Here is an 18,562-nt window from a genome sequence, read left to right as displayed (position 1 = left end):
CAGTTTCCAATCCGAAAGGGGGCCAATCCGAGGCTGCGAGTGAAGCGATGCCGCACGGTCTAGACGGGGAAGCCTTTCAGGGTCTTGGACGTTTGTGCGTGGATGCAGCCGAGAACTGCATCGTATCGGCACCCGGTACTGCCGGCATGGAACGCATCGAGGCCCGGTTCCACGGCAACGCCTTCGATCTCCATCGCCACGACACCTATGCAATCGGGGTGACGCTTTATGGCATACAGAGCTTCCGCTATCGCGGCGCGACGCATCAGAGCCTGCCTGGCCAGATCATTATCCTTCATCCCGACGAAATGCACGATGGCGGCGCCGGCACAGAAGACGGATTGCGTTACAGAATGCTGTATTTGGAGCCGTCCCTGATGCTCGATTGCCTCGGCGGCGGGTCACTGCCGTTTGTCGGGGATGCCGTGATGACAGACCGCGATTTCCGCGCGACGCTGCTTTCGGCGCTCGGGCCGCTGGATCAGGAACTGGACGAGCTGTTTGTGGTCGATTTCATGACGCAGCTGATGCAAAGCCTGGCCCGGCACGCCGGTCAGCCGGCGAAACCGATAGCGAAAACTGCGTGGCGTGCCGCCAGTCTGGCGCGCGACTATCTGGAGGAAAATGTCGCGCGGATTGTACGTTCGGATGAATTGGAGGCGATCACCGGATTGGACCGTTATGCCCTGTCGCGGCATTTCCGCGCCACCTTCTCCACCAGCCCGCACCGGTTCTTGTTGATGCGCCGGCTTCAGCGAGCCCGTCGGATGATCGAAGCCGACGAGCCGCTGGCGCAAATCGCCATCGCAGCCGGCTTCAGTGACCAAAGCCATTTCAATCGGCATTTCAAGAAGGCGTTCGGCGTCACACCCGGACGCTGGTCGGCACTGACGCGGCGGCCGTCAGCGGCGAACGCGTGACCTATTCAAGGATCTTGTCCTCGATATCCAGTTCGTCATCGGGGAGCACCATTTCGCCGTTCGAAAGATTCGCTTCGACACGTGCAAGCAGCTTGAACAGCGATTTCTGATCCTTCTTGTCGAGACCCTTCAATGCCTGCTTTTCGGTCTTCTTCACCGATTTCTCGATTGCGTGGATGATTTCGCGGCCGGTGTCGGTGAGGAAAATATGAGCCTGGCGGGCATCGGCGGAGGAGGCGCGCTTTTCCAGAAAACCCTGTGCCTGCAGCCGGTTGATGGTCTTGGTGATGGTCGGCGGACGCACGCCGAGGCGGCCGGCAAGATTGCCGGGCGTCTGCCCGTCCTCGCGATCGAGCGCCAGCATGATCTGGTCCTGGCCGGCATAGAAGCCATGCGCCAGAAGCCGGGCGGCGAGCGCCGTGCGCGCCAGCCGCGCCGCCGAATGCAGCCGGCTCATTGTTGCAGTCTTGTCCGCCTTGGCCATGCTCATTCCCTCCTCGGCCGAACCGGTGCGGACAGCATAGAAGCAGGCCGCCGATTGGCAATGACGATCGAAAACATTCCGGCTCGGAAAATAGCTTTGCCGGCAAGCATCGCGGTGTTCGCCGTGGCTAATGCCAGATGTTTATTTCAGTTAGATGACAAACGACTTTCCGCGACGGCTGGATGGCGACGTGACGAGGTGTCCTCAACCGGCCCTCACCGCGACCACCATCAAGGCCTGATAGGCGTCCGCCATTTCCCGCAGCGCTGCCTGCGACGGCGGCCCGGCCTGCCGCGCAATGCTGTCCCGCATGTTCGATGTATCGCGTTTGCCGGGGCGATCGTTATAGGGCGCGACGGTGGCGAATATCTGCTCGCTCAAGCTGTCGGGGAAGAACATCTGGCCGGTCATTGCCGAGCGGTCGTCGGGGAAGATCTTGAAATGGATGTGGGTGGTGCGGCCGCGATACCAGCCGGGATAGATGGTGGCGAAAGAAGCGATGCCGCTTCCATCGCTTCTCTGCCAGCCGCGCAGAAAGCTCTGGCCGGACGTGTCGATATCCTGCCCGTCGCCCTGTCCGGGATAGCCGGAATAGGCGCCCTGGGCGTCGCAATGCCAGATATCGACGCGTGCGCCGGGAAGCGGCCGGCAGGCGGCGTCGACGATTTGCAGCCGCACATTGAGGGCGACGCCCTTCTTGCCCTCGGTGATATCGGCGCGTTCGAGCTTCGGGTCGAAATAGAACGGTCCTTCGGTGACCTCGGGCGTCATGGTGCAGACGCCGGCACCGGCTTCGAACAAAGCAAGCCCGGCATAGGGCGAGACCTGCCCGGCCCTTGCGCCGGCGGGCAGGAATATGCCGCCCGTGGTGACCGCTACAAGACCGAGAGCCTGCCGCCGGCTTAATGGCAAGGACTTGTCGGACATCTGGCGCCTCCTCAGTGCGAACAACCCCTCGCCCTATCTAGGCCCCACCGCCAGCCCGCGCCAATGAACGTTCGGCAATGTGAGGAAAGTTCGGCAATACCGGCCTCTTTGGCCCATCGGTTTGCCTCGTGCAAAAGCCGAGCACACATCCTATATGGAGCCGACAATCCCTATTCGAGGCACAATATGAGCGACGCACAGACGCAGATCCCCGTTACCGTCCTTACCGGCTATCTCGGCGCCGGCAAGACGACACTGCTCAACCGCATCCTTTCGGAAAACCATGGCAAGCGCTACGCCGTCATCGTCAATGAGTTCGGCGAGATCGGCATCGACAACGAGTTGATCGTGGAATCCGACGAGGAAATCTACGAGATGAACAATGGCTGCATCTGCTGCACCGTGCGCGGCGACCTGATCCGCGTCGTCGAAGGTCTGATGCGCAGGCCCGGCCGCTTCGACGCCATCGTCGTCGAGACCACAGGCCTCGCCGATCCCGTGCCGGTAGCGCAAACCTTCTTCATGGACAACGATGTGCGTTCCAAGACCAGGCTCGATGCGGTGGTGGCGCTGGTCGACGCCAAGCACCTGCCGCTGCGCCTCAAGGATTCCCGCGAGGCCGAGGACCAGATCGCCTTTGCCGATGTCGTCGTGCTCAACAAGACCGACCTGGTCACCCCCGAAGAGCTGAGCAAGGTGGAGGCGACGATCCGCGCCATCAACCCGGCGGCACGCATCCATCGCACCACACGCGCCGGCGTGGCGCTGTCCGAGGTGCTCGATCGCGGTGCGTTCGACCTGTCCCGGGCGCTGGAGAACGATCCGCACTTCCTCGAGGCGCATGACGATCACGACCATCATGATCATGATCACCATGATCACGAGGGCCATGATCATCACGATCATGACGGGCATGACCATCATCACGCGCACCCTTCCGACATCCATGATGTGACGGTGCAGTCGGTGTCGCTGCGCGGCGGCGAGATGGACCCGAAAAAGTTCTTCCCGTGGATCGAGAAGGTCACCCAAATGGAAGGCCCGAACATCCTGCGGCTGAAAGGTATCATCGCGCTGAAAGGCGATGACGAGCGCTATGTCATCCAGGGCGTGCACATGATCATCGAAGGCGACCACCAACGCGCCTGGAAGGACGGCGAGAAGCACGAGAGCCGGCTGGTGTTCATCGGCCGCGAACTCGACGCCGAGCGGCTGAAGACAAGCTTCCAGGCCTGCCACGCCGCTTGATTTAGCTGCCCTTTCCCCCTTCTCCCCTTGTGGGAGAAGGGGCGCCCGCAACGCTGGCGCTCTCTCCTCACGACGATCCGAAGCACGGGTTGAGACCCGCAGCTCAACCCCTTAAGGGTGGGGCAGCAGAAATCTCGAACGGAATGGTCTCTCATGCCGACAGTCGCCCCGCTCGATCTCGAAGGCCACTGCCTCGCCGCCGTGTTCCTTGGCGACGTGCCGCATTTCGCGCTGGCCGACGGCACAATCCATCGGCTCGACCATGGCCACAAGACGGTGCAGGCCAATGACGGGCTGCTCGCCGCCCTTCACGATGGCGCAAACGACCGGCTGATCACCGGCGGTGAGGACGGCAAGATCTTTGCCGTGACCGCAGGCGGCAATACTGCGGAATTGGCGACCGCAGGCAAAAAATGGATCACCAGCGTCGCCGCCGGGCCGCAAGGCGCTGTTGCGTATGCTTCGGGCAAAATTGCCTATGTGCGTTTTGCTGACGGCAAGACCAGGGAATTCTCGCATCCGCGCTCGGTCGAGGGGCTGGCCTTCTCGCCCAAGGGCATGCGCTTCGGCGTTGCCCGCTACAATGGCGCGACGCTGCATTTCCCGGCCGCCGACGGCAAGCCGGTCGAGCTCGAATGGGCCGGCGCCCACACCGGCATCACGTTTTCGCCGGACGGCGGCTTCGTCGTCACCACAATGCAGGAAAACGCGCTGCATGGCTGGAAACTCGCCGACGGCAAGCACATGCGGATGTCCGGCTATCCCGGCAAGGTCAAAAGCCTGTCGTGGAGCGCCAAGGGCAAATGGCTGGCGAGTTCCGGCGCGCCGGCGGCGATCGTCTGGCCGTTTTCGGGCAAGGATGGGCCGATGGGCAAGGCGCCGCTGGAACTCGGCACGCGCGGCAGTGCGATGGTCACCTCCGTCGCCTGCCATCCGAGCCAAGATGTAGTGGCGGTAGGGTATGATGACGGCATGGTGATGGCGGTGCGCTTCGCCGACGCCAGGGAAGTGCTGCTGCGCCGGCCAGGCAAGGGCGCCATCACATCGATGATGTGGGACAAGGAAGAGCGCCGCGTCGCGTTCGGCAGCGCCGCCGGCGATTGCGGCGTCATCGACATTTCCGCCTAGCCCGTTAGTCGGCTCCGCAAGATACTTTGCCGGTCAATTCAGCCGGCTTGCCATCCTTTTCGGCATCGTCCGTTACATCATAGATTGAGAGCAAATAGCGGCCGTCATAGACGCCTTCGTCGCTGGCCTTGGTCAGGATCGCCAGTTCGACATAGCCGTAGGCGTTTTCGACCTGCCGTTCGCGATAGACGAGCAGCCGCAATTCCTTGTTGTCGAGCCAATATTGCGTGAGGTTCTGATCCTCGAACACAGTCTTGCGCAGACTGTCGCCGGCTGGCCTGCCCAGAATTTCGAGCTCGCCGCGAAAATTGAAGGTCGGCCCACCCATGCCTCTGGTGACCCCGGCATCGACCTCAAATTTGACGGCTGCATCCTCGGCGGAACACCAGATGCCGCCGGATGCCAAAGCCGCACCAACCGACGACAGCAGCGTTGCCGCGCAGATGATCGCCCGCACCATCGTGTCCCCTCCAGCCGAAGTGCCATTGGCGCCCGAAGGCGGCTCGCGGTCAAGCGCCTGTTCCATTCAAATGACCGCTGACCCAACACAGGGCAGCCGCCCGGCCAATTGCGGTGGCGGATGCCGATTGTCTAAAGTGCGGCGGAGAGGGCCCGCCATGAACGTCATCAACCATTCAAAGACCTCCATCGGCGGCATCGGCCCGGCCCGGATTGCCGAGTTGCGCCAGACCGAGGCAGAAGCCTTCCGCCAGGCGCGGCCGAAATCGATGGCGAAAATCGGCAATGGCCTGCCCGGCTTCTTCGGCGGCGTGCCGATGCACTGGATGAACGACTGGCCGGCGCCGTTCCCGATCCTCGTTGATAAGGCCAAAGGCGCCACCATCAGAGATATCGACGGCAACCGGCTCGACGATTTCTGCCTCGGCGACACCGGCTCGATGTTCGGTCATTCGCCGCCGCCGGTCGCCCGCGCCATCCGCCGGCAGGCCGGACGCGGTCTGACCTACATGCTGCCTGCCGAGGACGCGCTCGCCATCGGCCCGCTGCTGCAACAGCGCTTCGGTCTGCCGTTGTGGCAGATCGCGACGACGGCAACCGACGCCAACCGCTTCGCGCTGCGGGTTGCCCGTGCCGTTACCGGCCGGGAGAAGATCCTGGTCTTCAACGGCTGCTATCATGGCTCGGTCGACGAGACGATGGTCCGGCTGGTCGACGGCAAAGCGGTGAACCGACCGGGACTGGCCGGCGAATTCCGCGACCTGACGCGGGCAACTGATATCGTCGAGTTCAACGATCTGCCGGCGCTTGAGGCCGCACTTCAGGGCAACGATGTCGCCTGCGTCATCGCCGAGCCGGTGCTGACCAATTCCTGCATGGTGCTGCCCGAAGCCGGCTTTCATGACGGCCTGCGGCGTCTCACCCGTGCGACCGGCACGCTGCTTCTAATCGACGAGACGCATACGATCTCGACCGGTCCCGGCGGCTATACAAGCAAATACGGGCTGGAGCCGGACCTGTTCGTGCTCGGCAAGCCGATTGCCGGCGGCATACCGGCGAGTGTGTGGGGCATGAGCGAAGGCGTTGCGGCGCGCTATGCCGCTTATATCAGCCGGAAAGAGCCCGGCTATTCCGGCATGGGGACAACGCTGTCGGCCAATCCGCTGCAATTCGCGGCGATGCGTGCCACGCTCGAAGACGTCATGACCGACGAGAACTACAGCCATATGGACCATCTGGCGCGGCGGCTCGACGCCGGGCTGACTGCCGTTATCGATCGCTATCGCCTGCCCTGGCATGTTGCTCGGGTCGGCGCCCGCGTCGAGTTCATCTGCGCGCCAGGCCCGCTGAGGAATGGCGGCGAAGCCGAGAGGGCGCATGCGCCGGAGCTCGAAGCGGCGATGCATGTCGCGCTGGTCAATCGCGGCGTGCTGATCGCACCGTTCCACAATATGATGCTGATCTCGCCGGCAACTCGCGCCGCCCAGGTGAACCGGCTGATCACCGCCTTCGGCGCGGTTGCGGCAAAGCTTACGGCATGAGACAAGCTGGCAGCATGAAACAAGCGCCCAAGCAAAGTTTGAACCTGGTCACGGCATCCCCTTCGGGCTCGACGCCCGCCGAGGCGCAGGCCTTTCTCGACGCCCATCCGGAGATCGAAGCGTTCGACATCGTGCTGACCGACGCCAATGGCGTGGGGCGCGGCAAGATCGTGCGCCGACATGAGTTGATGAGCATCTTCGAGGGCGGCCGGCACATGCCGATCTCGATCCTCGGCCTCGACATCACCGGCGAGGATGTTCACGAGACCGGGCTGATCTGGACGACCGGCGACGGCGACCTGCGGGCGTGGCCGATCCCCGGCACGCTGGTGCCGCTGTTCGGCACCCAGCCGCCGCGCGGCCAGGTGTTGATGGCGATGTACCATCTCGATGGCCAGCCGATGTCGTCCGACCCGCGGCTGGCGCTCGCCCGCCAGGTAGATATCCTCGCGGCCAAGGGCCTGCATCCGGCCGGCGCCTTCGAGCTCGAGTTCTTCCTGCTCGCCAATGAGCGCGATGCCGAAGGCAAGGTGCAGCCGGCGCATGCGGTGCTCGACGGCCGCCGCTCGGCCAAGACAGAGGTCTATTCCGTCGACCATCTGCACGGCATGGAGCCGCTGTTTTCCGACATCTATGCCGCGGCCAAGGTGCAAGGCATCCCGGCCGAGACGGTCATCTCGGAATATGCGCCCGGCCAGTACGAACTGACGCTCAATTACCGCAAGGACGTGATGCGGGCGGCCGACGATCTCGTCATGCTCAAGCGGCTGGTGCGGGCGCAGGCACGCCGTCATGGTGTCACCGCTTGCTTCATGGCCAAGCCGATCGAGAAGTATGCCGGCTCTGGCATGCATTTTCATGTCTCGCTGCTGGATGATGCCGGCAAGAACGTCTTTGCCGAAGCCGGCGGCGAAAGCTGGTCGCTTCCGCTGCTGCGCGGTCTCGGCGGACTGATCCAGACGATGGCGGAATCGATGCTGGTGTTCGCGCCGCACGCCAATTCATGGCGGCGCTTCGTATCGCAATCCTATGCGCCGGTGGCGCCGACCTGGGGCGTCAACAACCGTTCGGTGGCGCTGCGTGTGCCAGCCGGCGATGCCAAGAACCGCCGCATCGAGCACCGGCCATCGGGCGTCGACGCCAACCCTTATCTAGTCGCGGCAACGGTGCTGGCCGGCATCACTAGGGGTCTCGACGAAGGTCTTGACCCCGGCCCTGAAACCACCGGCAATGGCTACGAATCCGCCGTCACGCGCACGACGATGCCGGTCGACTGGCGTGCCGCGATCGAGGCGGCAAGGGCGTCGACCTTCCTCAAGGGCGCATTGGGCGAAGACCTGCACCGGACATTCGTGGCGATCAAGCAGTCGGAATATCTGCGCGTGGCGCGCACGGTCAGCGAACTGGATTATCACCTCTATCTGCACGAGGTTTAGGGCTTCACATCGTCGGCCATCTGCCGGTGAAGGCCCATGCGGAATAATTTCAGCGGAACCTTCGGCGGGCTTTGCTCATTGCGTGTCTGATTGCAGGAGCGAACAAGGCCGCCTTAGTCATGATCGCCAGGATGCAGACAACCCCGACGCCGCACCATGCCAAGGTGCAGTCGAGAGGCTTGCCTGCAAGCAAGTCCCCGGACACGACAGAAATCGACGCCAGGACGATTCCTGAACTGCGCGAAACGGCCAAGATCTGCCGCCGCTGTCCGCTATGGCGCGATGCCACGCAGACCGTGTTCGGTGAGGGTCCTGATAAAGCCAAGGTGATCTTCGTCGGCGAACAGCCGGGCGACCAGGAGGACCTGGCGGGCAAGCCTTTCGTCGGTCCGGCCGGGAAGGTGTTCGACGCGATCCTGGATGATGCCGGCGTCGATCGGCTGAAAGTCTACGTCACCAACGCGGTTAAGCATTTCAAGTTCGAGCCGCGCGGCAAGCGGCGCATCCACTCCAAGCCGAATGCCGGCGAGGTGCAGGCTTGCCGCTGGTGGCTGGACAAAGAGATCGATCTGATCAAGCCCAACCTGGCGGTGGCACTCGGCGCCACTGCAGCGCAGGCGCTGCTCGGCAAGGTGGTGCCGATCATGAAGATGCGCGGGGCGGTAGTGGAGCGCGACGATGGCTTGCGTGTCTTCGTCACCATCCACCCGTCCTTCATTCTGCGCATTCGCGAGCCGGCGGACAAGCGGGCCGAACGCGAGCGGTTCCTGCAGGATATGAGAGCGGTGAAAAGGCTGATGGCGGCCTGAGCTATTTGATCAATATCGCCCGGAGATCGTTGATGTTTGTGCCGGTCGGACCGGGTACGAAAAGGTCATCTACGGCATTGAATGCCGTCCAGGCGTTGTTGCCGGCAAGCATGGCCTTGGCATCGACGCCCGCCGCGCGCATCCGCGAAACTGTCGAGCCGTCGGCGAAGGCGCCGGCATTGTCTTCCGAACCGTCAATGCCGTCGGTGTCGGCGGCCAGTGCGTGCACGCCCGCCATGCCGGTGATGCCGATGGCGAAGGCGAGCAGGAATTCCGAGTTACGGCCGCCTTTGCCTTTCGCGCGCAGGGTCACCGTCGTCTCGCCGCCCGACAGGATCAGCACCGGCTTTGCAAATGGCCGGCTGCGCGTCGCCACCTCGCGCGCGATTGCGGCGTGGATGCCACCGACCTCGCGTGCCTCGCCCTCGATGGAATCGGAGAGAATGACGGCCTGAATACCTCGGCGCTTCGCTTCGGCCGCTGCTGCTTCCAGCGAGACGCCGGCCGAAGCGATCAGATGCACCTCGTTGCGGATAAAACGCGGATCGTCCGGACGTGGCGCATCGGCCGCCGGCGACTTGATATGCGCCATGACCGAAGCCGGCAGCTTCATGCCATAGGCAGCGATCGACGCCAGTGCGTCCTCACGGCTGCCTATGTCCGGCACGGTCGGACCAGAAGCGACCAGAGCCGGATTGTCGCCCGGAATGTCTGATACCACCAGCGAGACCACCTTGGCCGGATATGCGGCGGCCGCCAGCCTGCCGCCCTTGATGGTGGAAAGGTGCTTACGGATCGTGTTCATCGCGGTGATCGGCGCACCGGAGGCGAGCAGCGCCTCGTTGACGGCGATCTCATCGGCCAGCGTCAGACCTTCGGCGGGTGACGGCAGCAGCGCCGAGCCGCCGCCGGAAATGAGCGCCACGACAAGGTCGTCCGCAGTCAGTCCCTGGACTTTTTCGAGCAGCCGCCGCGAAGCTTCCAGCCCGGCGGCATCCGGCACCGGATGCGCCGCCTCGATGATCTCGATGCGCCGGCAGACCGCGCCATAGCCGTAGCGGGTGACGACCAGCCCTTCGATCGGCCCGTCCCACGCTTCCTCGAAAGCAGCCGCCATCTGCGCCGAGCCTTTTCCTGCACCGATGACGATCGTGCGGCCCTTCGGCCTTGCCGGCAAATGATTCTTGATCGTCCTCTGGGGATCGGCGGCGGCAACGGCGGCGTTGAAGATGGATATAAGGAAGGATTTCGGGTCGAGAATGGTCATACTGAGCTGCCACCGACGTTCTGCGAACTTCTGCGGCGTCTGCGCTGCCCCTCACCCTTACCCTCTCCCCGTCTAGAGACGGGGAGAGGGGGTCGCCACCCATCTATCAACTGGACACGCCAGCGTTGGAGCGCTTCCCTTCTCCCCGTCGCTACACGGGGAGAAGGTGCCGGCAGGCGGATGAGGGGCGGCGCCAACGTCACGATGTTGCTTCCGGCGGCAGGACCAACTCCTGGCTATCGACGCCCAAGTAGCTACACAGCGCATCGACGACCACGCCATGGTCCTCACGCTCCGGCAGGCCCGAGACGGCGATCACGCCGATGACACCGGCGCCCTTGACAGTGATGGGAAAGCCGCCGCCGGCCAGCACGTAGTCGACAATGTCCAGCCCCTCGCCAGGCTTGAAGCTGCGGTCGGGGCGCTGCTGCTCTAGCACCATGCGGTAGGTGCTTTTCAGGAATCGCCGCACGACGTTGATCTTGCGCCGCGCCCAGTCCGGATTGGAAGCGTTCGAGCCGGGCATTGCCGCATAGAACAGCGGCCGATCGAAGGTTCTGATATCGATGATGATCGGCAGGTTCTCGGTCAAAGCCCGGTCGCGGATCGCCGAGCCGATCTCGAAAGCGACAGCCTCGTCGAAGGCGGAGAAAACAAGCGCGGCTTCCTGTTTCTTGATCAGAGCGATATCGTCCGCAACGGCCATGTCGTTCCCCTGTCAATCTCGCCGCACGCTTTGGCCGATGGCTGCCGTTCGGTCAAGCCGGGACGCCGGGACCAGCTAGGTCGCCATGTCCGCCTTAGCTGCCCGACCGGCGACATAGACCTCGTGCACGGCGCGGTCGTCGCCGAGCGTCTGCAGCAGAAACAATTCCTCGGCGAGCGTGTCCGCCGTCTCCACCCGCAGCCGCATCGCCGGCGTGGCGCGGGCGTCGAGCACGACGATATCGGCGTCGCTGCCTTCCTCCAGAGTGCCGATCTTTTCCACAAGCGACAGCGCCTCAGCATTGCCGCGGGTCAGTTGCCAGAATGACTGAAACGGATTGAGCTTCTCGCCATTCAGCGCGATCACCTTGTAGCCCTCGTCCATGGTGCGCAGCATCGAATAGTTGGTGCCACCGCCGACATCGGTGGCGGCGGCGATGCGGAGCGGCTTCTCGCGGCGGCGATAGCGCTGATAATCGAACAGGCCCGAGCCGAGAAACAGGTTGGAGGTCGGGCAGAACACCGCCACCGAGCCGCTATCGGAAAGCGCATCCGCCTCGCGTTCCGACAGATGGATGCAATGGCCGAACAGGCTTCTGCGCCCGAGCAGCCCGTAATGCTCATAAACATCGGTATAGTCGCGCGCCTGCGGATGAAGCTGCTGCGTGAAGGCGATCTCGGCGTGGTTTTCCGACAGATGCGTCTGCATATGCAATTGCGGATATTCGCGGCAGAGCGCGCCCGCCGTTTCCAATTGCTCGGGTGACGAGGTGATGGCGAAGCGCGGGGTGATGGCATAGTGCTGGCGCCCCTTGCCGTGCCACTCCTCGATCAGCGCCTTGCTGTCGTCATAACCCGATTGCGGCGTGTCGAGCACGCCGTCCGGCGCGTTGCGGTCCATCATCACCTTGCCGGCGATGTTGAGCATGTTGCGGTCATGCGACTCGGCAAAGAACGCCTCGGCCGATTCCTTGTGTACCGAGCAATAGGCGGCGACAGTCGTCGTGCCATGACGCAATACTTCATCCAGGAACAGCCTGGCGATACGGCGGCCATGCTGAGCGTTCCCGAATTTTGTCTCTTCCGGAAAAGTGTAGGTGTTCAGCCAGTCGAGCAGCTCGGCGCCGAAGGAAGCGATGACCTGCATCTGCGGAAAATGCGCGTGCGCATCGATGAACCCGGGCAGCAGCAGATGCGGCCGATGGTCGACCTTTCTTGTTCCCTCGCCCGCCTTTTTCTCGACCTCGGCATAGGCGCCGGCGGCAATGATCCTACCATCGCGGAGCAGCAGGCCGCCATCTTGCTCGTAGCGCCAGGCGGAATGGTCGTCGACGGTTTCGGGCCAGCGCAAAAACGACAGCGTGCGGCCGCGCAGGAGCGTGCTGGTCATTTCCTTGCGCCTTCGAACCATGCCACCAGCAGCGCCCGTTCCTTGTCGGTGATCTGGGTGACGTTGGCGGGCGGCATGGCGTGGCTGCGGCCGGCCTGCAGGTAGATCTCGCCGGCGTGCTCGGCGATGCCGGCATCGGTGTCGAGCATCACGCCCTTCGGCGCGTGGTAGATGCCCTCGTAGGACGGCTCCGCGGCGTGGCACATCGAACAGCGGCCAAGCACCGTATCGCGCACGGCAGGGAAATGCGCCGAGGCAACGTAGACCTGGGCCGCCGCCGACGCCTTCGCCTCGCCGGTCAGCAACTTCGGCACCGTCGACAGCCAGATGATGACCAAGAACAGCACGGCCGCCGCCAGCCAGGTCCAGGTCGGATTGCCTTTGCGCGCATGCCTGGTGTTGAAATAGTGCCGGATCAGCACGCCGATGATGAACACCAGCGAGGCGATGACCCAGTTGAACTCTGTCCCGAACGCCAGCGGATAATGGTTCGACAGCATCAGGAACAAAACGGGCAGCGTCAGGTAGTTGTTGTGCAGCGAGCGCTGCTTGGCGATCTTGCCGTATTTCGGATCGGGCTTACGGCCGGCGATCAGGTCGGCGACGACGATCTTCTGGTTGGGGATGATGACCATGAAGACGTTGGCCGACATGATCGTCGCGGTGATGGCGCCAAGATGCAGGAAGGCGGCGCGGCCGGTGAACAGGTGGGTCAGTCCCCAGGCCATGAATACCAGCACCCCATACAGCACCAGCATCAGGCCGGTGTCGCTGTTGCCGAGCGGCGAACGGCACAGGAGATCGTAGACCACCCAGCCGACGCCGATCGTCGCCAGCGACAGCAAGATGCCTGTAGGCACCGACATGGCAAGCACATTCGGATCGATCAGGAACAGGTCCGCCCCGGCATAATAGACCACGCACAGCATCGCGAAGCCTGACAGCCAGGTGGCGTAGGATTCCCACTTGAACCAGGTCAGGTGCTCGGGCATTTCGGCCGGTGCCACCAGATATTTCTGCACGTGGTAGAAGCCGCCGCCATGCACCTGCCATTCCTCGCCGAAAGCGCCTGCAGGCATGCCCGGGCGTTGGCGCAGGCCGAGGTCGAGCGCGACGAAATAAAAGGACGAGCCGATCCAGGCGATGCCGGTGACGACGTGCAGCCAGCGCACGGCGAAACTCAGCCAATCCCAGAATATCGCGAAATCCATCATGAAAAATCGTCCCTGCCGATCGACTGACTTTACGGACTGGAGCGCAAACGGAAAGGGCTGAGGTGCACGATGACTTTCAAAAAAAATTGGAAAATACTAGGCTGATCATACGCAGCCACATGAGAGCCCCGAAAGCCGCATGGCCTATCTCGATAACATCGCCGTTTTTGTTCGCGTCGTCGAACTCGGCAATTTGTCGGCGGCTGGGCGCGACATGCGCATTTCGCCGGCGGTCGCTTCCAACCGGATCAAGGAGCTCGAGAAGCATCTCGGTGTCAGGCTGTTCAACCGCACGACGCGGCAGTTGATGCCGACCGAGCACGGCACGGTGTTCTATTCCGGCGCCAAGCAGGTGCTCGAGGCGGTCACCGAGGCCGAAGCTGCGGTCAGCGCGTTATCCGGCCAGCCGCGCGGCACCATAAAGGTGACAGCGCCGCTCGGCCTCGGGCGGAGACTGGTGGCATCCGGCATCCCGGATTTCCACGACAGATACCCAGATATCGAGGTGCGGCTCCGGCTTTCCGACCACAATGTCGATATCATGAAGGAAGGCATCGACGTTGCGTTCCGGCTGGGCATCATCGAGGATTCCAGCCTCAGGATGCGCGGCATCATGGACTGCGAGCGAGTGCTGGTGGCGGCTCCGCAATATCTGGAGGCGCGCGGCGAGCCGAGCGAGCCGAGCGAGTTGATCGGCAAGAAGCACGATTGCCTGATGCTGCGCTATTCCGGCGCGCGCGAATATGTCTGGACCCTGCAGACGCGGAACGGGCCGCAAAAGTTCGAAGTGCACGGCCCCTACGATACCGATGACGGCGACGTGCTGACCGGCTGGGCGCTGTCCGGCCGCGGCATCATCAACAAGCCGCGCTTCGAGGTCGAGCCGTTTATCCGCGACCAGCGGCTGAAGGTGATCCTGAGCAAAACGCCGCCGACGCCGGTGCAATTCGCCGCCGTCTACCCGCATAAGAAGCTGCAGGATCCGAAGGTGCGGCTGCTGCTCGACTTCATGGCCGAGCGCTGCCAGCGGCTGATCAGGGATATTCTGGCCGGCAAATGATCGCCGGCTGGCCGGTTGCTTTCCGTCCAGCCGGCGAAGATATTTCTTATGGAATCTCACTCACCAGGGAAGACCGATGGCCAGCGGCGCCACAATGCATCTAGCCGTTTCACTAGCTCCGGAAACTGCTCCCTCCTCTCCGTCCGACGTCGTTCCGGATTTCAGTCTGCTGACGCGGTCCGTGCAAAAAGCCGAAGCGGCCGGCCTGGATATGGTGTTGCTCGCCGATTCCGCGCCGGTTGCAGGCGGACCGAACCGGCAAATGCGCTTCGAAGCAACGACCTTGCTGGCAGCGCTGGCGACGGTGACAAGCAGGATCGGTCTCATCGCCGCGGCGTCAATGGTCGCCCACCAGCCCTATAATCTCGCGCGCCGTTTCGCTTCGCTCGACATTATCAGCCATGGCCGCGCCGGCTGGAACGCCAGCATGATGCCCGACCCGCGCGAGGCGGCCAATTTCAGCCGACCGGAAGGGTTTTCCGGCGACGCATTCCGCCTGCGCGCCGAGGAATTCGTCGGCATCGTGCAAGGCTTGTGGAAAGGCTGGGACGCAGACGCGCTTCTGTTCGACAAAAGTGGCGGCCGCTTCTTCGATCCCGAGAAGATGCACCTTCTCGACCACAGGGGCGAATATTTTTCTGTGCGCGGGCCGCTCAACGTGGCGCGGTCGCCGCAGGACACGCCGGTGCTGGTCATGTCCGGCCTGTCCGAGCCCGACATGGATATCGCCGCCCGCACCGCCGATGTTGTCCTGCTAGACCAGCGATCGATCGACTGGGCTGACGATCTGAAGCGCCGTGCGCTTGCCTTCGGGCGCAGGCCGGAGGGGCTGAAGGTGCTGATGAATGTTGTCACGGATGGCGAGATGGCCGCCATGCCGGATATGTTTGCGGATAGGCTCGAAGAGTGCTTTCGCTCGAAAGCCTGCGACGGTTTCAACATCGCCGTGCCGCTCACGTCGGCGCTCGACGATTTCATCGGTCTCGTGCTGCCGGAGCTTCGCCGCCGCGGCCTTGTCCGGTCCGGCTACAGCGCGGCGACACTGCGGGCCCATCTCGGGCTTGCAGGGGAGGATCGGCAATGAGCGCCGGTCGAGGCCAGATGAAGCTCGGCGCCTTCCTATGGGCGACAGGCCACCACATCGCCGCCTGGCGCCATCCGCAGGCGCATGTCACGGCTGGCATCGACATCGATCATTACATCCAGCTGGCGCGGACGGCGGAAGCGGCGAAGTTCGACATGATCTTCTGCGAGGACGCCGCCGGTGTGCGCGAGGCCAATGTCGACATCGCCAGCCAAACGTCGCGCTCGATTGGCTTCGAGCCGATCAGCCTGCTTGCGGCGCTCGCGGTGCAGACGGAGCGCATCGGCCTCGTCTCCACGGCATCGACGAGTTACAACGAGCCTTACGGGCTGGCGCGGACCTTCCTGTCGCTCGACCATCTGAGCGGCGGGCGTGCCGGCTGGAACCTTGTCACTTCGGCCAGCCAGATCGAGGCCGCCAATTTCGGCTCGACCGGTCTGCGCCCGCATGCGGACCGTTACGGGCGGGCGCGCGAATTCGCTGCCGTGGTTGCCGGCCTTTGGCGAGGCCAGGGTGGACACGAAGGCAGAAGTTTTTCGGTGCGTGACCCGCTCGATCTGCCGCGCTCGCCACAAGGTGCACCGGTCATGGTGCAAGCGGGAGCGTCGGACGAGGGTCGTGACCTCGCCGCCCGGACCGCCGACGTGGTCTTTACGGCGGCGCAGACATTCGAGGAAGCGAAGGCCTTCTACGACGACCTCAAGGGACGGCTGGCTGCCTATGGGCGCAAGCCGGACGACCTCAAGATCATGCCTGGGGTGGCGCCGGTCGTCGCGGCAAGCGAAGCGGAAGCCCGGGCAAAACATGATGAACTGCAGGAGCTGATACCGGACGATGTCGGCGTTGCGCTGCTTTCCAGCTATCTCAGCATATCCGATCTCTCGCGCTATCCCATCGACGGACCGCTGCCGCAGCTGCCGGCCAGCGAAGGCATGCAGAGCCGGCAGGCGCTCGTCATCGAGCAATCGCGCCGCGACAACCTGTCCATTCGCCAGCTTGCCCGTCATTTCGCCGGCGCGCGCGGCCATTGGCGCGTCGTCGGAACTCCGGCCCAGATCGCCGACCAGCTCGCAGCACGCTTCGAGGGCGGCGCGGCAGACGGTTTCAACGTGATGCCATCCTATTTTCCCGGCGAACTCGATGCCTTTGCCACGCTTGTCGTGCCGGAGCTGCAGCGGTGCGGTCTGTTCCGTACGGATTATGACGGCAGCACGCTGCGCGACCATCTGGGCTTGAAAAGGCCGGCGTAAACGACGAGCGGAACGAAAGTCGGAGATCGCCGTTTTGGGATGCTGTGCCGCGGCGATGAGGGCGTCTGCGCGCATGTTCGATTGACCTTCCACAAACTTCGCCCTCTTCAAACCACGCGGACGCAACCGCCACAGGAGCCGATCATGGATGCCATCGCCACCCGCAACGACCTGCAATCCAATGCCAAGAAAGAGTGTATCGATCTTCTCAACGCCCGCCTCGCCGACGCCATAGATCTGGCCTTGATCACCAAGCAGGCGCACTGGAACGTCAAGGGGCCGCAATTCATCGCCATCCATGAGATGCTCGACACGTTCCGCGAGGAGATCGACGGACATGTCGACACCATTGCCGAGCGCGCCGTACAGCTCGGCGGCACGGCGCTCGGCACATCGCAGGAGGTGTCGAAGGCGACTATGCTCGAGGCCTATCCGACCGACATCCACAAGACCCGAGATCATCTGGCGGCGCTGATCGACCGCTATGCCGCGACCGCCAAGCGGGCCCGCGCGGCGATCGACGAAGCGGCGGGAGCGGGCGACGCCGACACCGCCGACATCTTCACCGCCTATTCACGCTCGCTCGACAAATTGCTGTGGTTCCTCGAGGCACACACGCAGGAACAGGAATAGAAGGAAACGTCAGCCCGCCATCGCCTTGCCACGACGTGCTTTGGACGGAGCTGCCGGTTCTATCGCGTGGGCGGCCAACGCCGTCATGATCTCGGCTGCGGCGAGTGCGGCGATCACTTGCGGGCGCTTGTCCTTGACGGCATCGCCGCCGATCGGCGAGACGAGGCGGTCAAATTCCGCCTCGCTTCCGTCCGCCGACTTAAGGAACCAGTTCCGAAACGTCGCCTTCTTGGTTCTGGAGCCTATCATGCCGACATAGGCGGCATCCCGGCGTTTCAGCGCCTCCGCGACGATCAGGAAATCCAGCGCGTGGTCATGGGTAAGGACGACGAAGGCGGATCCAGCCGGGGCTTCGCGCACCATCGCCTCAGGCATCGGCGTCAAACAGGTTTCGACCGTGTCTGGCATGCCCTCCAGCGCTTCGGCTCGCGTCTCGGCAATGACGACATGCACCGGCAGCAAAGCCACCGCCGAGGCCAGCGCATGGCCGACATGGCCGCCGCCGAAGATGTAGACATGCGGCAGCTGCGCCTCCTCGGCTTCCGCCGCCGCGACCAACTTGGCCTCAAGCGCGGCGTCAACCAGCCGGATCAGCACCTCGACCCTGCCGCCGCAGCACTGCCCGATCTCCGGGCCGAGCGCGACGTCGAGCGTCGCGACAGCGTTGCGGCCAGCCCCCTTCTCCCCGTAACTATACGGGGAGAAGGGGCCGGCAGGCGGATGAGGGGCGGCGCCAGCCTCGACAGATTCGCCAGAACCTGAGGCCGATCGACCAAGCATCTGCCGCGCTTTGTCGATCGCCATATATTCGAGCTGGCCGCCGCCGATCGTGCCGAAAGTGGCCGATCCTGAGACGAGCATGAAGGCACCCCTCTCGCGCGGCGTCGAGCCTTTTGTCCCGGCCACCTCAACCAAGGCGACCCGGCAGGCACCGGCAAGAAAGGCTTTCAGGCTCTGCATTTTCGCGTTCATCATTCGCGTTCCCTGTTGGGAAATATAGAGTTTTT

18 protein-coding genes are annotated in these 18,562 nt (G+C 63.5%); 10 read left to right on the top strand and 8 right to left on the bottom strand.

What is annotated here, in order from left to right:
* The first annotated feature begins 47 nt into the window (after positions 1 to 47).
* Positions 48 to 920: an AraC family transcriptional regulator gene (locus NKH63_RS22725; protein ID WP_352918833.1), complete on the top strand. Its 873-nt coding sequence runs from the start codon at positions 48 to 50 to the stop codon at positions 918 to 920.
* Position 921: 1 nt separating this feature from the next.
* Here the strand turns inward: NKH63_RS22725 and NKH63_RS22720 are convergent, their stop codons facing one another.
* Together NKH63_RS22720 and NKH63_RS22715 are read right to left on the bottom strand one after the other, a co-directional pair.
* Positions 922 to 1,404 carry a MarR family winged helix-turn-helix transcriptional regulator gene (locus tag NKH63_RS22720; RefSeq protein WP_023718061.1) on the bottom strand — a complete coding sequence of 161 codons (483 nt, stop codon included), beginning with the start codon at positions 1,402 to 1,404 and terminating at the stop codon, positions 922 to 924.
* Between the two features lie 204 nt (positions 1,405 to 1,608).
* Entirely contained in the window at positions 1,609 to 2,331 is a 723-nt protein-coding gene (locus tag NKH63_RS22715; protein WP_352918831.1) for an intradiol ring-cleavage dioxygenase, read from the bottom strand.
* A gap of 186 nt (positions 2,332 to 2,517) precedes the next feature.
* Here NKH63_RS22715 and NKH63_RS22710 point away from each other — a divergent pair, with 186 nt between their 5' ends.
* Entirely contained in the window at positions 2,518 to 3,579 is a 1,062-nt protein-coding gene (locus NKH63_RS22710) for a CobW family GTP-binding protein (protein ID WP_352918829.1), read from the top strand.
* A gap of 153 nt (positions 3,580 to 3,732) precedes the next feature.
* On the top strand, positions 3,733 to 4,707 hold the full coding sequence (locus NKH63_RS22705; RefSeq protein ID WP_023718064.1) for a WD40 repeat domain-containing protein: 975 nt from the start codon (positions 3,733 to 3,735) through the stop codon (positions 4,705 to 4,707).
* 4 nt (positions 4,708 to 4,711) lie between these two features.
* Here NKH63_RS22705 and NKH63_RS22700 read toward each other — a convergent pair whose 3' ends face one another.
* Complete coding sequence (locus tag NKH63_RS22700; protein ID WP_352918827.1) at positions 4,712 to 5,233, bottom strand: hypothetical protein; 522 nt, start codon at positions 5,231 to 5,233, stop codon at positions 4,712 to 4,714.
* A gap of 91 nt (positions 5,234 to 5,324) precedes the next feature.
* Between NKH63_RS22700 and NKH63_RS22695 the strand changes: the two genes are divergently transcribed.
* From NKH63_RS22695 to NKH63_RS22685, 3 genes are all read left to right on the top strand, one after another.
* Positions 5,325 to 6,707, top strand: coding sequence for an aspartate aminotransferase family protein (locus NKH63_RS22695; RefSeq protein ID WP_352855780.1), 1,383 nt, complete (start codon positions 5,325 to 5,327; stop codon positions 6,705 to 6,707).
* A gap of 14 nt (positions 6,708 to 6,721) precedes the next feature.
* On the top strand, positions 6,722 to 8,143 hold the full coding sequence (locus NKH63_RS22690) for a glutamine synthetase family protein (RefSeq protein WP_352547943.1): 1,422 nt from the start codon (positions 6,722 to 6,724) through the stop codon (positions 8,141 to 8,143).
* Positions 8,144 to 8,229: 86 nt separating this feature from the next.
* The gene (locus NKH63_RS22685) at positions 8,230 to 8,952 is read left to right on the top strand and encodes a UdgX family uracil-DNA binding protein (protein ID WP_280940411.1); all 723 of its coding nucleotides are present in this window, start codon (positions 8,230 to 8,232) and stop codon (positions 8,950 to 8,952) included.
* Position 8,953: 1 nt separating this feature from the next.
* On the opposite strand, the gene NKH63_RS22680 is transcribed toward NKH63_RS22685, so the two are convergent.
* The 4 genes from NKH63_RS22680 to NKH63_RS22665 all read right to left on the bottom strand — a co-directional run bounded on the left by NKH63_RS22680 (position 8,954) and on the right by NKH63_RS22665 (position 13,528).
* Complete coding sequence (locus NKH63_RS22680; protein ID WP_352789371.1) at positions 8,954 to 10,219, bottom strand: glycerate kinase type-2 family protein; 1,266 nt, start codon at positions 10,217 to 10,219, stop codon at positions 8,954 to 8,956.
* A 199-nt stretch (positions 10,220 to 10,418) separates the two neighbouring features.
* A complete protein-coding gene (locus NKH63_RS22675) occupies positions 10,419 to 10,925 on the bottom strand; it encodes a heme-degrading domain-containing protein (RefSeq protein ID WP_352789374.1) in 507 nt (168 codons plus the stop codon).
* A 75-nt stretch (positions 10,926 to 11,000) separates the two neighbouring features.
* Positions 11,001 to 12,314 (bottom strand): guanine deaminase, encoded by a 1,314-nt coding sequence (gene guaD, locus NKH63_RS22670; protein ID WP_023718071.1) that lies wholly within the window; start codon positions 12,312 to 12,314, stop codon positions 11,001 to 11,003.
* A complete protein-coding gene (locus NKH63_RS22665) occupies positions 12,311 to 13,528 on the bottom strand; it encodes a urate hydroxylase PuuD (RefSeq protein ID WP_023718072.1) in 1,218 nt (405 codons plus the stop codon). Before NKH63_RS22665 ends, guaD begins: the two co-directional genes overlap by 4 nt.
* Before the next feature lie 139 nt (positions 13,529 to 13,667).
* Here NKH63_RS22665 and NKH63_RS22660 point away from each other — a divergent pair, with 139 nt between their 5' ends.
* The 4 genes from NKH63_RS22660 to dps all read left to right on the top strand — a co-directional run bounded on the left by NKH63_RS22660 (position 13,668) and on the right by dps (position 17,555).
* A complete protein-coding gene (locus NKH63_RS22660) occupies positions 13,668 to 14,588 on the top strand; it encodes a LysR family transcriptional regulator (protein ID WP_023718073.1) in 921 nt (306 codons plus the stop codon).
* A gap of 76 nt (positions 14,589 to 14,664) precedes the next feature.
* Complete coding sequence (locus NKH63_RS22655; protein WP_031193704.1) at positions 14,665 to 15,672, top strand: LLM class flavin-dependent oxidoreductase; 1,008 nt, start codon at positions 14,665 to 14,667, stop codon at positions 15,670 to 15,672.
* A complete protein-coding gene (locus NKH63_RS22650) occupies positions 15,669 to 16,922 on the top strand; it encodes an LLM class flavin-dependent oxidoreductase (RefSeq protein WP_352895479.1) in 1,254 nt (417 codons plus the stop codon). Before NKH63_RS22655 ends, NKH63_RS22650 begins: the two co-directional genes overlap by 4 nt.
* Positions 16,923 to 17,066: 144 nt before the next feature.
* Positions 17,067 to 17,555 (top strand): DNA starvation/stationary phase protection protein Dps, encoded by a 489-nt coding sequence (gene dps, locus NKH63_RS22645; protein ID WP_023718076.1) that lies wholly within the window; start codon positions 17,067 to 17,069, stop codon positions 17,553 to 17,555.
* A 9-nt stretch (positions 17,556 to 17,564) separates the two neighbouring features.
* Here the strand turns inward: dps and xdhC are convergent, their stop codons facing one another.
* Complete coding sequence (gene xdhC, locus NKH63_RS22640; protein WP_023718077.1) at positions 17,565 to 18,527, bottom strand: xanthine dehydrogenase accessory protein XdhC; 963 nt, start codon at positions 18,525 to 18,527, stop codon at positions 17,565 to 17,567.
* Positions 18,528 to 18,562 lie beyond the last annotated feature (35 nt).

This window comes from Mesorhizobium sp. M0960 (assembly GCF_040319055.1).
GTDB lineage: Bacteria > Pseudomonadota > Alphaproteobacteria > Rhizobiales > Rhizobiaceae > Mesorhizobium.
The sequence above is the reverse complement of the archived record's forward strand: the minus strand, read 5'-3'. Positions and strand labels throughout refer to the sequence as shown.

Bases quoted from the DNA above. Each gene is read 5' to 3' on its own strand.
- NKH63_RS22710 (WP_352918829.1), top strand. From the start codon at position 2,518: ATGAGCGACGCACAGACGCAGATCCCCGTTACCGTCCTTACCGGCTAT.
- NKH63_RS22680 (WP_352789371.1), bottom strand. From the start codon at position 10,219: ATGACCATTCTCGACCCGAAATCCTTCCTTATATCCATCTTCAACGCC.
- NKH63_RS22725 (WP_352918833.1), top strand. From the start codon at position 48: ATGCCGCACGGTCTAGACGGGGAAGCCTTTCAGGGTCTTGGACGTTTG.
- NKH63_RS22655 (WP_031193704.1), top strand. From the start codon at position 14,665: ATGGCCAGCGGCGCCACAATGCATCTAGCCGTTTCACTAGCTCCGGAA.
- NKH63_RS22665 (WP_023718072.1), bottom strand. From the start codon at position 13,528: ATGATGGATTTCGCGATATTCTGGGATTGGCTGAGTTTCGCCGTGCGC.
- NKH63_RS22690 (WP_352547943.1), top strand. From the start codon at position 6,722: ATGAAACAAGCGCCCAAGCAAAGTTTGAACCTGGTCACGGCATCCCCT.
- NKH63_RS22705 (WP_023718064.1), top strand. From the start codon at position 3,733: ATGCCGACAGTCGCCCCGCTCGATCTCGAAGGCCACTGCCTCGCCGCC.
- NKH63_RS22675 (WP_352789374.1), bottom strand. From the start codon at position 10,925: ATGGCCGTTGCGGACGATATCGCTCTGATCAAGAAACAGGAAGCCGCG.
- NKH63_RS22650 (WP_352895479.1), top strand. From the start codon at position 15,669: ATGAGCGCCGGTCGAGGCCAGATGAAGCTCGGCGCCTTCCTATGGGCG.
- NKH63_RS22720 (WP_023718061.1), bottom strand. From the start codon at position 1,404: ATGGCCAAGGCGGACAAGACTGCAACAATGAGCCGGCTGCATTCGGCG.
- NKH63_RS22700 (WP_352918827.1), bottom strand. From the start codon at position 5,233: ATGGAACAGGCGCTTGACCGCGAGCCGCCTTCGGGCGCCAATGGCACT.
- dps (WP_023718076.1), top strand. From the start codon at position 17,067: ATGGATGCCATCGCCACCCGCAACGACCTGCAATCCAATGCCAAGAAA.
- xdhC (WP_023718077.1), bottom strand. From the start codon at position 18,527: ATGAACGCGAAAATGCAGAGCCTGAAAGCCTTTCTTGCCGGTGCCTGC.
- NKH63_RS22715 (WP_352918831.1), bottom strand. From the start codon at position 2,331: ATGTCCGACAAGTCCTTGCCATTAAGCCGGCGGCAGGCTCTCGGTCTT.
- guaD (WP_023718071.1), bottom strand. From the start codon at position 12,314: ATGACCAGCACGCTCCTGCGCGGCCGCACGCTGTCGTTTTTGCGCTGG.
- NKH63_RS22695 (WP_352855780.1), top strand. From the start codon at position 5,325: ATGAACGTCATCAACCATTCAAAGACCTCCATCGGCGGCATCGGCCCG.
- NKH63_RS22660 (WP_023718073.1), top strand. From the start codon at position 13,668: ATGGCCTATCTCGATAACATCGCCGTTTTTGTTCGCGTCGTCGAACTC.